Consider the following 14,139-nt stretch of genomic DNA (forward strand, 5'->3'; position numbering starts at 1 on the left):
AGCAAGGCGCAGGCTGCCGGAGTTTGGAGGTTCTGTCATGATCACTTCCCTGCACATTCGAAATTTCAAGTCCTGGGCCGACACGGGGGAGATGCGCTTGGCGCCGATCACCGGCTTGTTCGGGGCCAACAGTTCAGGCAAGACCAGTATCCTGCAATTCTTGCTCCTGCTCAAGCAGACTGTGGACAGCAAGGATCGGCAGCGTGTGCTCCATCTAGGCGACGAGCGGTCATTGATCAGCCTGGGCTCATTCCACGACATTCTTCACCGCCACCAGATTGAGCGCGCGCTGGACTTCGAATTGCACTGGCGTCCCTTCGGCATGCGCTTGCCGGGGCTATCCGCCCAGCCATCTCCGCGCAAGGTACAGGCAACCGCTCCCACCGACGAACTCAGCTTCAGCGCTGCCATTCGCTCGGTTCGCGCTGGAGAACTCGACGTGATGCATGTCGAACGTTTTGCCTATCGCTTTCGCGAGCGCGCCTTGGGCCTTGTTCCGGGTTATTGCCTGGTTGCCGAGGGGTATCCGAACCAGGAAGAACTGCAAGCGCCCGGTAATCTGCCTGCGCCGGATCGTTTCTATGGTTTTCCCAGAGAAGTGGAGGCATCGCGCAGCCAGGCAGAAGACATCGAAGATTTCACGGCTGCGTTCGAAAAGCTATTCGACCGCTTGTACTACCTGGGACCACTGCGGGAATATCCCCATCGGAGCTACCTATGGACAGGCGCTGTGCCCGGCGATGTTGGTCCCAGGGGCGAGGGCGCCATTCCGGCGCTGATCGCAGCGCGGACGCGCAATGGCTCGATGGATTCGGTTGACGCTTTCGGGGCACGACCGCTGGAGCATCGCGTGGCCGCATGGCTCCAACGGCTCGGCCTGGTGTTCGATTTCACACTACAAGCTGTAACTCCCTCTGCCCGCGAATACGAGGTCAAGGTCAGGCAAACCGCAGGGAGCGCCGAAGTGTTGATCACCGATGTCGGTTTTGGAGTATCACAAGTCCTGCCAGTGCTTGTGCTGTGCTACTATGCGCCAGAAGGCTCTATCCTTCTGCTGGAACAGCCGGAGATCCATCTACATCCGGCCGTGCAAGCTGGCCTGGCTGATGTTTTCGTAGAAGTAATGAAGGAACGGCGCATTCAGATCATCCTCGAGAGCCACAGCGAGCATCTCATGCGCCGGCTGCAGAGACGGATAGCCGAGGAGCAACTACGCCCTGAACAGGCCGCGCTCTACTTCACCACGATGGCGGACGGCGCATCCAGACTGGAGCGGCTGCAGCTTGACCGGTTCGGCAACATCACCAACTGGCCGCAGGACTTCTTTGGGGATGAGTTTGGCGAGTTGGCCGCGATGGCAGAAGCCGAGATGCGACGCCAGCAGGCAGAAGAGGCCACGCAAACGGCATGAAGGTCATCGTAGATACCAATGTCCCGATCGCAGCCAATAAGATGTCGTCTCAAGCCACACCGGGCTGCATCGAGACATGCATTCGCGAGTTGAAAGAGATCGAACGCCGGCACACATTGGTGTTGGACGACGGTTGGCGCATCCTGCGTGAATACCAGCGCCACCTCAAATCATCGGGACAGCCTGGCGTCGGCGATCGCTTTCTGAAATGGGCTTTGATCAATCGCCACAATCCCCAGCGTTGCGAACAGGTTCACATCACAGCATCGCTGGCGTCAGAGGAAGATCAGGAATTCGCCGAATTCCCTCAAGACTTGCGTCTGGCTGGCTTCGACCGCTCCGACCGCAAGTTCGTAGCGGTTGCTTTGGCTCACCCGGAACGGCCGCCGATCCTCAACGCGCTCGATACCGATTGGTGGTACTTCCGAGAACCACTCGAGCAGCACGATGTTCGGGTGGTATTCTTGTGCCCGGAGACCATGCCCGACGGGTGATGCCGGTGCAGAGGACGCTTTTCTAACGCCAAGACGCCAATGCCCGGCCTCAGCTAATCGAAAAGCTCGACCCTCCCGGCCCTTTGACGACGTTGATGCGCACGGGGAACTGGTCTTTCAGCTCTTCGATGTGGGTGACGACGAGGATGCGCTCGAAGTCCTGTTGGATGGAGGTGATGGCCTCCACCAGGCGCTCGCGGCCGGCGGTGTCCTGGGTGCCAAAGCCTTCGTCAATGATCAGCGTTTGCAGCCGCGCGCCGGCGCGCCGGGCCAGCAGTTTGCTCAGGGCGATGCGAATCGCCAGGTTGGTGCGGAAAGCCTCGCCGCCGCTGTACATCTCATAGGGCCGCACGCCCAGTTCATCCCTGATGATGATGTCCAGGGTTTCGATGGTGTCGCCCTTCTTGGTGTCGCGCTGCGACTGGAACTGAACGCTCATGCGTTGATCGGTCATGCGGCCCAGCAGGCGGTTGGCCTCCTCTTCGATCTCAGGAATGGCCGCCTCGATGATCATCGCGGGCACGCCCTTCTTGCCAAAGGCCAGCTTCAACTCGTCGTAAATGGCCCGTTCCTCGTTCAGCTTTTGGCGACGCTCGGTCAGCTCAACCTGGCGCACGGCTTGGCGCCGGCAGGTTTCGATCTGCTGACGCGCCGCGCCCAGGTTCTGCTGCGCGCGCTCCAACTGGCTCTCCAACGCTTTGATCTCCGCGCTCTGCTGCCGCAACTGCGCGTGGATGCCCGGCAGCTCAGCCACGGCCTCGCGCAGCGCGTCTGCCCGTTCCTGATCGGCCGCGGCCGCGGCCTGCCAGCGCGCCAGGCGCTGTTCCAACTCGCCCACCTGGGCGGCCAGGCCGGCATGTTCCTCCCGCGCCCGCGCCAGCTCACGCCAGCGCGGTTCCCAGCCCGCCAGCGCGGCCACCTGTTGGGTGGTCGCCGCGTGGCTGGCCGCATCGTAGACCGCCGCGGCCATCTCCGCCTGCAGTGCGGCCAGCTCAACCTGGCTGGCGCTGGCGTAGTCGCGCTGCGTCAGTTGTTGGGCGAGTTGAGCCAGCGTCTGCTCCTGCTGTACCGCCTCAGCCTGGGCCTGGGTCGCTTCGGCGATGGTGGTTTCAGCCTGCGCCTTCTGCCGTTCCCACGCCGGCCGCTGCCGCAGCGCGATGTCCAGGCGCGCAACCTGCTCTTGCAACTGGCGTTGCCGTTCGTGCAGGGCCTTACTGCTGTTCACATTGGCCCGATGCTGGTCGCCCAACGCCAGGCCCTGCGTCCGGAATTCGGCCAGCACGCGCTGGTGATCGTGGCTGCTCAAGGGCTGGCGGCAGAGTGGGCAGTTGGCCTCGGCCTTTTCCAGGTCATTCAGGCGCTCCTTGAGCGCATCCATCTCCTGCTTGAGCTGTTTGTTGACCTGCTCCAGGCGCGCGCGCTCCTCGCCGGCTTCACGCTGGGCTGCCTCGGCCGCGGAGCGTTCTACCTGCAGGCCATCCAGCCGCGCCAAATCGGCCTGCGCCTGCTGCAGCATCTGCTGGGCGCTGGCTGCCCGTTCGCGGCGCGTCTGCAAGTCTGCCAGGCGCGCCTGGGCCACGCGCTGGCGCGACTCGATTTCGCCGCGCGCCCGGGCAATCGTCGCTTCCAGCTCACTGCTGGCCGCGCGGCGCCGGGCATGATCCAAAGCCCGCTGCTGCCAGCCCGCCTCCGCCTGGCGCGCAGCCTGTAGCGCCGCATAGCCCTGCTCGATCTCCTCCGGCTGGGCCAGCAGGCGCTCGAACGCATCCAGGCGGCCGCGCCGGCCGGCGAGGTCGCGCTGCGTGCCGTCCATGTCCTGCTTCACCTGGGCCAGGCGCCGCGCCAGATCGTCCAGCTCACGCTGCGCACTGACGCGCACCTGGCGCTGTTCCTCCGTGGCGCGCTGCATAGCCTCGGCCGTGCGCAGCCTGAGCGCCAGATCGGCCACCTGGCCCTGCGCGGTCTGCGCCAACGCCTCGATCTCTGGCAGCCGGGCCAGCTCGCGCTCGATTTCGCCCAACTGCGCCTGCGCCGCATCGGCCTGGCGCTCGGCATCCTTGAGAAGCTCCTTGGCCCGCGCCTCGAACTCCTCATACGCATCCAGCCCCAGGATCTGCGCCAGGATCGCCTTGCGACTGGCCGGCGGCATGGTGGTGAACACATCGGCCTTGCCCTGCTGCAAATAGGCCGAGTTGACGAACGTCTCGTAATCCATGCGCAGAAGCTGCACGATACGCGCCTCCGTCGCGCGCACCGAGGTCTCTGTCAGCACACGGAAGCCATCGGCCGCACGCACCTGCAGTTCGAGCACAGTGCGCCCGGCGCCCTTGCCGCTGCGCTTACGCAGCACACGGTAGAGATTGCTGTACAGCTCGAACTCGATTTCGACCTCCATCTCGCCTTCACCCTGACGAATGAGGTCGTTGTCGTTGCGGGCACGCGCCTTGCCCCACAGCGCCCAGGTGATCGCGTCGAGCAGGGCGGATTTGCCGTGACCGTTTTCACCGGCCAGGCAGGCCAGGTGAATGCCCCGCAGATCGAGCGCAGGGGCGTCGGCGTAGGACATGAAGTTGTGCAAACGAAGTTTGGTTGGGATCATAGTTGTCCTGTGTTATAATGATGATAGATGAACCTTCAGAATTATACCATACAGGGCAAAGGAGCGAATGGATGAAACACGCGGTTTCGATCAGTCTGGGCAGTTCAACACGGGATAAAACGGTTGAGATCGAGCTGTTGGGCGAGCAGGTGCGCATCGAGCGCCGCGGCTGTGACGGCGATGAGCGTAAGGCGCAGCGCCTCTTTACCGAACTCGACGGCAAGGTGGACGCGTTTGGCGTCGGCGGCGTCGAGCTTTACCTGCGCCTGGAAGATCGAGAGTACCCGCTGCGCTCTGGCCTGAGCCTGATCAGGAATGTGCATAAGACCCCAGCCGTAGACGGTCGCGGCCTCAAGCATACGATGGAGAAGCGCGTCATGCAGATGGCCGAGCCGCGGCTGGAGACGCCCATCCTCGACCGCCGCGCGTTCATGACGCTGGCGGTGGATCGCTACGGCATGGCGCAGTCGCTGGCCAGCGCCGGTTTCGAGGTGGTTTTCGGCGATCTGATGTTCGGCGTCGGGCTGCCCATCCCGGTGCGCGGCCTGCCCGCGCTGCGCCGCCTGGCGCGGGTGCTGATGCCGATCATGGGCCTGCTGCCGATCAGTGTACTTTATCCGACCGGCAGTTCGCAAGAAAAGATCACGCCCAAATTCGAGTCGTGGTATCAATGGGGCAGCGTGGTGGCCGGAGATTTTCTGTACATCAAGCGCCACCTGCCGGAGCGCCTGCCGGGCAAGATCATCGTTACCAACACCACGACCGCGGCCGACGTGGAACTGCTGCGCCAGCGCGGCATCGCCTATTTGATCACCAGCACCCCGCGCATCGAAGGCCGCTCTTTTGGCACCAACATGATGGAAGCCGCGCTGACCGCCGTAGCCGGCAAGGGGCGTGTCCTCACCACGGCCGAACTGGAGGACATGATCGCCGCCGCCGGCTGGCAGCCGAGCGTGGAGAAGATAAATTAAAATCCCTGCACCTTGCTCAAATCCACAATCCCATCCGCCAGCGCGGCGATGGACTGCAGCAGACCCAGGTTGGCGCGGCGCTGCGCAGGGTCGTCGGCCATGACCATCACCTGCTCGAAGAAGCGGTTGATGGGCGCCGTCAGGCCGATCAGCGCGTTGACCAGCACGTCCGCATCGCTGTCCGGCGAAATCTGCGCCTGCGCCACCAGGTAGCTCTCATAGAGTTGCCGGCTGACATCCGCGGTCAATGCGTCCGGCGCCAGCGGGTAGCGCTCGGTCAGCGGGCGCACGATGCGTTTACAGCGCGCGTACGCGGTCAGCGCGGCCGGCCAGGCCGGGGTCCGAAGCGCGTCTTGCAGCGCCGTCACCGTGCGGAAGGTCCGGTACGGATCATCGGCCCGCACGGCCAGCACGGCATCCACCAGATCGAAGCGCAAACCCTGATCCTTGAGCATCTGCTCCAGGCGCCGCGCCACGAAGACGGCGGCATCCTCACCGGCCTGCGCCGAGACTGGCGCCGGCAATTGCTGCGCGGTTAGCGCCAGGCCGCCGCGCACCGAGAAGAAGGCCTGGTGTTCGATCAGATTGGCGACGATGCCCAGGGCCGCGCGGCGCAGCCCGAACGGATCGGCCGAACCGGTAGGCGCCAGGCCCACGCTGAAAAGGCCGAGCAGACTGTCCAGCCGGTCCGCCAGGCCGACGACCAGGCCCGGTTTGGCGCGGGGCAGGCGATCGCCGGCAAAGCGCGGCAGATAGGCCTCGAAGATGGCCGTTGCCACTGCCTCTGATTCTCCACTCTCACGCGCATACTCGCGGCCCATGATGCCTTGCAGCGAGGTCATCTCAGTCACCATCTGGGTACCCAGGTCGGCCTTGCTGAGCTGCGCGGCGCGCACGGCGGTCGCGGTCTCATCTGCGCTCAGGCCCAGGCGTTCAGCCAGGACCGGTGTCATCCCTTCCAGGCGCTGCGCCTTGTCGAGCATGGAGCCGAGCTTTTCCTGGAAGGTCATGGTCGCCAGGCGGGGATTGTAGGCCGCCAGCGGCTTTTTGCGGTCCTCACGCACGAAGTAGGCTGCGTCCGCGTAGCGCGCCCGGATCACCCCTTCGTTGCCATGCCGCACCACGTCTGGATCGCGGGGCGCGCCGTTGGCCACGGTGATGAAATAGGGCAACATCTGTTCCGATCCTGCCCGCATGACCGGGAAGTAGCGCTGGTGCTTCTTCATGACGGTGATGAGCACCTCGCGCGGCAGGCTCAAATAGGCCGGGTCGAAGGAGCCGAGCAGCGCGCACGGCGCCTCCACCAGGTCGGTCACTTCATCGAGCAGCGCGGCATCGTGCGGAATTTCGCCGCCCACCGTCGCGGCCAGCTCGGCCAGTTGCTGCGTGATCAGGGCGCGGCGCTGCGTCCGTTCGACCACTACGCCCGCGCCGGCCATGGCCTGGTCATAGTCGGCCGCCTGCGCGATGTCAATGGCCGGCGAGTTGTCCGGCCGCAGGCCGCGTGTCGTGCGGCCGCTGCTGGCGTTGCCGTAGGTGAAGGGAATGACCTGGCTGCCGAACAGGGCCACGAACCAGCGGATGGGCCGCGTGAAGGCGACGCCGTTGGAGTTCCAGCGCATGGGCTTGCCAAAGCTCAGGCTGGACACCAGCGCCGGCAGCAGGTCTCGCAGCACCTGCGGCGCCGGCCGGCCAGGAATGGTCTGTACCGCGTACAGGTATTCGCCGCTGGCATCGCTGCGGCGCACCAAGTCGGCCACGGCCAGGCCGTACTTGCGTGCAAAGCCCTCCGCAGCCTTAGTCGGTTGGCCCTGCGCATCGAACGCGGCTTTGAGCGGCGGCCCCTTGACCACCTGTTCGTCGTCGGCCTGCCGCGGGGCCAGCCCTTGTACCTGCAACACCAGGCGCCGCGGCGCGCCCGTGGTCGTCAGCGCAGTAAAGCTCAGGCGAGCCTCGCTCAGGCGCTGGCGGGCCAGCGTTTCTAACTGAGCGCTGCCCAAGACCACATCATCCACGGGCAGTTCTTCCACGCCGATCTCGAAGAGCAGGTCTTGCGCGGTCCCCGCCGGGGCCGGGGATTCAGCGGCCTGACCGGCGGAGACGGCAGCGGCGGCGGCTGTGCTGCTTTCGGCCAGCCACGGATACTCCAGGCGCTGGCGCTGCTGCCGGTATTCGTCTGAAACCTGCCGCGCGAGGTCGCGCATGCGGGCGAAGTAGCTGGCGCGCTCGGTCACACCGACAGCCCCGCGGGCATCGAGGATGTTGAAGGTATTGGAGCAGCGCAGCACGTTGTCGTGTGCAGGGATCACCAGGTGATGGCGCAGGGCGTTCTTGGCTTCGGCCTCGAACAGGTTGTACATCTGGCGCAGGTTGTCCACATCAGCCACGTCGAAGTTGTACTGGCAGTGCTCGATCTCCGGTTGCAGGAGCACATCGCCGTAGGTGCGGCGGCCGTCCCAGTCAATCTTCCACACCTCGCGCACATCTTGCAGGAACATGACGATGCGCTCCAGGCCGTAGGTGATCTCCACGCTGATGGGATCGAGCGGCACGCCGCCGGCCTGCTGGAAGTAGGTGAACTGCGTGATCTCCAGCCCGTCCAGCCAGACTTCCCAGCCCAGGCCCCATGCGCCCAGCGCGGGGCTGGCCCAGTTGTCTTCGACGAAACGGATGTCGTGCTTGCGGCGTTCGATGCCGATGGCTTCCAGGCTTTGCAGGTAAAGTTCCTGCGGATTGCCCGGATCAGGCTTGAGGATGACCTGGAATTGGGTGTGCATCTGCATGCGGTTGGGGTTCTCGCCGTAGCGGCCGTCGTCGGCGCGGAAGCTGGGCTCGGCGTAGGCCACGTTCCACGGCTCTGGCCCCAGCACGCGCAGCACGGTGGCCGGGTTCATCGTGCCCGCGCCCACCTTTTCGCTGTAGGGCTGCCAGATCAGGCAGCCCTGCTCGGCCCAGAAGTGCTGCAGGCGCATGATAACATCTTGAAAGGCGAATTGATTTGCGCTCATAAAAAATACTCGATTTCTGTTCTTTCTTGATTCTTCTGTCAGATCGAAACGATTCTACCAGATGCACAGGCACACACCAAATTTGCCTCCCGAAAAACCGAAACGGTGTAACTGCTCACCCTGCAAGTTGATTTGACAGGATGAACAGGATGAACAGGATTCTTGCTCTGTGGTGTGCAAAACTATCGGCACGAGAGTTCGAATATCCTGTCAATCCTGTGAATCCTGTCTGAATTCCAGGCAGGCTGAGCAGTTACGAAACGGTTGCATTTGGTGTCCAAATGTGAGACAATGCCGTCATACCATCAGCGTTGCTGCACTGCAGGACGCAATGGAACGTATCTAAAAATCAGGGAGAAACCTATTATGTTAAGCAAAACGATGCAGGACGCCATCAATCAGCAGGTCAACAAAGAGCTGTACTCGTCCTACGTGTATCTGTCCATGGCAGCCTATTTCGAGAACCAGAATCTGCCGGGCGCGGCCCAATGGATGCGCAAGCAGAGCGCGGAAGAGACCGAGCACGGGATGAAGTTCTTCGAGTTCTTGATCGAGCGCGGCGGGGCCGTGCTGCTGCAGGCGATTGCGCAGCCGCCCACCGCCTTTGGCTCGCCGCTGCTGGCGTTCGAGGAAGTCCTGGCCCACGAGCAGAAGGTGACGAAGTCCATCCATGACCTGTATGCCCTGGCTGTGAAAGAGGCTGACTATCCGACGCAGGTCTTGTTACACTGGTTCATCAACGAGCAGGTTGAAGAAGAGAAGAATGCCACCGGCGTTGTGGAGCAACTGAAGATGGTTGGCGATTCACCGGCCGCCCTCTTCATGATTGACCGCCAACTGGCCGCGCGCAACTAAGCCTGTTTTCGACATAGAACAGATGTTTCTACACAACAGCTTGTGGTCATTGGCAAATCGCACACAACCTGTAGGAACAGTCCTGTTTTCGCTCAAACGTTCTACGCGACGGCTTGTGGCAAGTGCCTGATGACCCACTACCCATTGGGGTGTCGAAAACAGGCTAAGAAACGGAAGTTGCGCCACCAGCCTGATTTTCGGCCACGAATTTCACAAACTGGCACGAAAAGCCCCCCGAACTTCGCGCTCGTTCGTGTCATTCGTGGCCGTTGTTGTCAGCACTGCGTGAGTTCTGTGAGGAAATATGATGAAAAAGCACTCTGTCTTTCTTCTATCGTTGCTGGCAGCCGTGATCCTGGGCGCCTGCGCCTCGGCGCCTCCGGCGCCGCAGTCTGTGGCGCCGGAGGCTGCATCGTCTGGCGCTCTCACCCGCATCAACGTAGATCAATTGGCCCAAATGCTGGCGGATACGAAGGACTTCACCCTGGTGAACGTCCATGTTCCGTTCGAGGGTGATCTGCCGGAAACCGACCTTTCGATTCCGTTCGATCAGATTGATCAACACCTGGCGGAGCTGCCCGGCCGGGATGACAAAATTGTTCTCTACTGCCGCAGCGGCCGCATGAGCGATATTGCCGCGCGGCGCCTGGTTGAACTGGGGTACACAAACGTCTACGACGTAACTGGCGGCATGGTCGCATGGGAGGCCGGCGGCCGTTCCCTGGTTCGACCCTGACCAGGTTACGTTCCCCAATCGGAAAGCACGACCAGTTCCATTTCCGGCTTCACCGGGTCATTGGTTTTCACCTTCACCCGGAAGTCGTGCAGACCCTCCATCCCCTTGTGCATCATGAATTCCATCGAAAGCTGCGTGCTCTGCCCTGGCTGGATGGTCGTCGAACCGACGACCGCTTTGGGCGGTCAGCAGCCCTGCTTGACTTCGACGACCGGCTGGCTCACGATCTGCAGCGGCTGGTCGCCGACGTTGCTAAGCTTGAAAGTGGCCTTGACCGGTATGTCAAGGGGCACCTTACCCAAATCAATCTGCTCCCGATCGACAACGAGGCTTGGCCTGCCGGTAACCTGTGCCGGAACGCTCGTACCGGACGAGCCGCGCCCGGCGCTCGCCAACAGCACGACGCCGACGACAATGACGAGCAACGCGCCGCCGGCCACATAGAGCGGCAGGCTGCTGCGCTTTGGGGGCGGGGTCTTGACCTTGCGGCCCTGTGGGACTGGATTGGCCTTCGTAGACATCTATTCCTCCTTACTAATCTCAGTTGGGGCCTTATTTCGCGAACAGGAACGTTCGGAGATAAGCGATCATCGCCCACTGTTCTTCGTCCGTATACAGCGAGCCGAACTCCGGCATGCCGGTGCCCATGCCCCCGCGCAGCAGCTTACCCTGGAGCAGCACATCGCTGGCCGCCAGCATGTGCGCAGGGTCGGTGAAGTCGGCCGGCCCTGACGGCATGGCGGGGTCCATTTTCTGCAAGCCGGGCAGATTGAGGCCGGCCGGGCCTTTCCCCTTGCCATCCGGGCCGTGGCAGGCCGCGCAATCGCGGGCGTAGAGCGTCGCGGCGCGCGCGAGCGCGGTGGGCGAAACATCCTTCATCCACGCCCACGCCACCAGGTTCCAAACATCGGCATCGCTCAGCGCGGCGTTGGCGGGATCGGCCCGCAGGTTATCGAACGCGCCGGCGGGCGCAAGCGTACGGCGTGTGGCCGGGTCGGTCAGATCCTGCGGCAGCGCCACATTCAGCGCCGCGCCCACACTGATTGAGGGTGTGGCGTTGGGCGTGGCATGCGCCTCGTGCGGCATGGCGTCAAGGTCAATGCCGAGCTGCTGGAACAGGGGCGGCTCTGTGGTCGCTATCACCGGCGGCGAACCTCCCGTGACCTCGATGACCCCGCGCATGCGCCAGTGATCCACACTGCACCAGCGGGTGCAGGCGAAGGCATAACGCCCCGGCTTGTCCGGCGTCACGTCCACCTCAACCACCTTGCCGGGGTAGATATCATTGACATTGACGCCCAGGCCAGGGATGGTCAACCCATGCACCACGTCCGGCGAGCTGATGCGCAGCCTGACAGTCTCACCTACCCGGAGGCTCAACCGGTCCGGGCTGAACCCGCCCTGCTCCGGCGCGCGGGCCACGATCTCCACAATCTTGACGCCAGCCGAGGCCGTCCGCCACGCCTGGTAGCCAAAGATGCCGGCCGGGAAGGCCACCAGCACGACCAGGACGACCCCCAGGGCGAACAACTCCTCCTTGATTCGTGATCGGACGTGTTTCATCGCTTTCTTTGTTCCCCTGATTTCCCGTTCTCGATTCTCAGGCCAGGTACAAGCCCAAGAGCCCCAGCGTCGCAGCGGTACAGAAGACCGTCACGGGCGCTGCGGCCCACGGCGTTTGGCCGTGTTGGCGGGCCGTGCGCAGCGCGAGCGCGATCGCCGCGGTGAGGCCGATCAGCAGCACCGGCACTTGCAGGTAGGGTACGAGACCTGGGATGTAGGGCGTCCATTTCAGGCCCACCGTGCCCAGCAGGTTCCACCCCCAGCCCAGCGGATCGGACAGCACCGACCAGGCATACGAGAAGTTCACCAGGACGAACGACAGCGAGAACGCAATCCAGGCGGTCAGCCCCAACGGCACCAGGGTGGCCGCGTAATCGGAGAAGAGCTTGCGCATGGTCGTCTTCGCGGGTTGGCTGATCCACTGTCCGCCGCGCACGGCCAGCCAGAACAAACCAGGTAGGATCGCCAGGTTCAGCGCCAGGAAGATGCCGGCGTAGGCGAACCAGCCCGGCGTGCCCACCGCCCGCGCGGTTTCTTTCAGCACGCCCCATGGCCCGATCAGCACCGTGGAGTAGATGAAGGCGCAGGCCAGCATGATCAGACCCTTGTAGGCCTCATCGAGCTTGTGGCCGGTGGTCTTGAGGAGGTCGGCGCCGGGCTGGCGCACGAAGAGAGCGATGTTGTCGCGCGTGCAGGTCTTCAGGCATTCGGTGCATAGCCCGCAGGACATATTGTTCGTCAGGCTGCCGGGGAAGACCAGCCAGGGGCAGCCATAGCCTTCATCGCTGCCGGTATAGCAGGTCTTTTCGGTATGGCCGGCGCAGATCGCGGTATCCTTCACCCGCAGTTCGATCGGCGCGACCTGGCTGTAAAGCCCGATGAAACCGCCGACCGGGCAGAGGTAGCGGCAGAAGGTGCGCCGTTCGAAGACCAGGCTGGTGCCGATGGCGACGATCATGAAACCGAGCAGCACCAGTGCGGTGGCCAGAGGCGTCGTCAGGATGACCGTGGAAAAGAGCGCGACGCCCAGGAAGCCCACGTTTTGCAGCCAGATGTTACGCAAGGCTCGCGGCCACTGCTTGCCGAGGGTGTAAAGCTTACCCCCCGGCCGCGGCTGCACCAGTGCGCGCCGCTGCAGCCATTCGCCCGGCGCGGGGATGGGGCAGACGCCGCACCACAACCGGCCCGCGAACGGCAGCAACAGGAGGATCAACAGCGCCCACCAGACGATCCAGACGAAGACGATGCCGAAGTTGCGGTTGCCGGCCGGCGTGCCGACCAGCCCCGCGATGATGGCCAGCACGAAGAAGAGCAGCGTGAGCGCAGTCAGACTCCACTGCAGCCAGCGCGAGCGAAGCATACGCTTGATGATGGGGACGTCCGAAATGGCGTAGCGCATCAGCGTTTCCAGAAGGCGGTCATCGCGCCGACCGCCGTGATCAGCGTGGCTGCGATCGCTCGCAGCCAGGTCAGGTTCGGGCCGACCACCAGCTTGCCGATCATGAATGGGTGCAGGTTGCCGCACGCCACATTGCAGCGAAAACGGAAGGCCCCGCTGCGGTCGGCGACAAAGGTGAGCTGACCTGGCCGGCCTGGCTCGGCCTGGGTCGCGAGACCATAGCCGTCCACATACAATCCATGCACCACGTCGGTGGACTCCAGGTTGATGATCAGCGTATCGCCTCGGTTCACCCGCACCGTCCCCGGTTCGAACGCAAAACTGCGAGCCGAGATCGTGATGTGGCGCTCCTGCGGCGCCGCGCCTATCACCGGCAGAGGCGCCAGTAAAGTCAACAACACGAGCGACATGGTGACTCCAGCCGCCCACCAGCGCGTCCTGGGGACGCTCGGCAAGCCCACCGCGCGGCCTCTGCTCTCTGCCATTGGCCCTCTGCTCACTGGTTGGCCGGCCCGAACTTGCTGTAGGTGTCCACGATCTGCTGGCGGATAGCGGCCGGCGACTTACCATCGCCGGTCATCTTCATCACGTCGGTGGCGATGTCCACGCAGATGCTGCAACCCATGGCATGATCGTCGAAAACCGGCTTGCCGTCCGCGCCGAACTCCTTGATGTAGCAAGCCAGGTTGCTCTTGTGCCCAATGGCCCCGCAGCCACAGTAGCACGGCACGTTCTGCAAGGCGTCAGGGTTGGTGATCGCGAATTGGTAGGCCGTGCGCACAGCAACGGGCGCATCCTGCATCTGTTTAGGCAGGCTTGAAACGGACGCCAGTTTAACCTGACTATTCTGTTGCCCACCCGCGGTACAGGCTGCCAGCAGAAAGCTGCCGATGATGAGGCCCGGTAGTAGAAAGAAGAGTCGTTTTGACAAGGTGTTGCTCCGCGGAAGTCCTTTTGTTGTGAAGAATGGTGCTAACATCAACAAGCAACGGTAGTATACTTGCCTGGCATCATGGCCGTAAGCGCCGTCCGGCGCAAGGAGAGTGCGCCATTTGGCGCGACAACCACGCCAGCAGCCACCGCAGATTTGGAGCTCGCCTCGT

At 63.3% G+C, this 14,139-nt stretch carries 12 protein-coding genes; 5 read left to right on the forward strand and 7 right to left on the reverse strand.

Annotated features, from left to right (window positions below):
* Positions 1-37 precede the first annotated feature (37 nt).
* Positions 38-1,411, forward strand: coding sequence for a DUF3696 domain-containing protein (locus IPF85_RS10575; protein WP_343408050.1), 1,374 nt, complete (start codon positions 38-40; stop codon positions 1,409-1,411).
* Positions 1,408-1,905 (forward strand): hypothetical protein, encoded by a 498-nt coding sequence (locus IPF85_RS10580; protein ID WP_343408051.1) that lies wholly within the window; start codon positions 1,408-1,410, stop codon positions 1,903-1,905. Before IPF85_RS10575 ends, IPF85_RS10580 begins: the two co-directional genes overlap by 4 nt.
* A 49-nt stretch (positions 1,906-1,954) precedes the next feature.
* On the opposite strand, the gene IPF85_RS10585 is transcribed toward IPF85_RS10580, so the two are convergent.
* Positions 1,955-4,504, reverse strand: a complete 2,550-nt coding sequence (locus IPF85_RS10585) for an SMC family ATPase (RefSeq protein ID WP_343408052.1) — start codon at positions 4,502-4,504, stop codon at positions 1,955-1,957.
* Between the two features lie 71 nt (positions 4,505-4,575).
* On the opposite strand from IPF85_RS10585, the gene IPF85_RS10590 reads away from it, so the two are divergent.
* The gene (locus IPF85_RS10590) at positions 4,576-5,475 is read left to right on the forward strand and encodes a quinate 5-dehydrogenase (RefSeq protein ID WP_343408053.1); all 900 of its coding nucleotides are present in this window, start codon (positions 4,576-4,578) and stop codon (positions 5,473-5,475) included.
* Here the strand turns inward: IPF85_RS10590 and glyS are convergent.
* Positions 5,472-8,483 (reverse strand): glycine--tRNA ligase subunit beta, encoded by a 3,012-nt coding sequence (glyS, locus tag IPF85_RS10595; protein ID WP_343408054.1) that lies wholly within the window; start codon positions 8,481-8,483, stop codon positions 5,472-5,474. The two genes, IPF85_RS10590 and glyS, sit on opposite strands and share 4 nt — an antisense overlap.
* 366 nt (positions 8,484-8,849) lie before the next feature.
* Between glyS and IPF85_RS10600 the strand changes: the two genes are divergently transcribed.
* Positions 8,850-9,338: a ferritin gene (locus IPF85_RS10600; protein ID WP_343408055.1), complete on the forward strand. Its 489-nt coding sequence runs from the start codon at positions 8,850-8,852 to the stop codon at positions 9,336-9,338.
* Positions 9,339-9,645: 307 nt separating this feature from the next.
* Positions 9,646-10,074, forward strand: a complete 429-nt coding sequence (locus tag IPF85_RS10605) for a rhodanese-like domain-containing protein (protein ID WP_343408056.1) — start codon at positions 9,646-9,648, stop codon at positions 10,072-10,074.
* A 185-nt stretch (positions 10,075-10,259) separates the two neighbouring features.
* Here IPF85_RS10605 and IPF85_RS10610 read toward each other — a convergent pair whose 3' ends face one another.
* The 5 genes from IPF85_RS10610 to IPF85_RS10630 are packed head-to-tail and all read right to left on the reverse strand — an operon-like array spanning position 10,260 to position 13,967.
* Complete coding sequence (locus tag IPF85_RS10610) at positions 10,260-10,595, reverse strand: hypothetical protein (protein ID WP_343408057.1); 336 nt, start codon at positions 10,593-10,595, stop codon at positions 10,260-10,262.
* A gap of 31 nt (positions 10,596-10,626) precedes the next feature.
* On the reverse strand, positions 10,627-11,637 hold the full coding sequence (locus tag IPF85_RS10615; RefSeq protein WP_343408058.1) for a c-type cytochrome: 1,011 nt from the start codon (positions 11,635-11,637) through the stop codon (positions 10,627-10,629).
* A gap of 37 nt (positions 11,638-11,674) precedes the next feature.
* On the reverse strand, positions 11,675-13,036 hold the full coding sequence (locus IPF85_RS10620; protein ID WP_343408059.1) for a 4Fe-4S binding protein: 1,362 nt from the start codon (positions 13,034-13,036) through the stop codon (positions 11,675-11,677).
* The gene (locus IPF85_RS10625) at positions 13,036-13,521 is read right to left on the reverse strand and encodes a hypothetical protein (RefSeq protein ID WP_343408060.1); all 486 of its coding nucleotides are present in this window, start codon (positions 13,519-13,521) and stop codon (positions 13,036-13,038) included. Before IPF85_RS10625 ends, IPF85_RS10620 begins: the two co-directional genes overlap by 1 nt.
* 11 nt (positions 13,522-13,532) lie before the next feature.
* Positions 13,533-13,967, reverse strand: a complete 435-nt coding sequence (locus IPF85_RS10630; RefSeq protein ID WP_343408061.1) for a PCYCGC motif-containing (lipo)protein — start codon at positions 13,965-13,967, stop codon at positions 13,533-13,535.
* Positions 13,968-14,139: the final 172 nt, after the last annotated feature.

The sequence above is a fragment of the Candidatus Amarolinea dominans genome, from assembly GCF_016704685.1.
In the GTDB taxonomy this organism is placed as follows: domain Bacteria; phylum Chloroflexota; class Anaerolineae; order SSC4; family Amarolineaceae; genus Amarolinea; species Amarolinea dominans.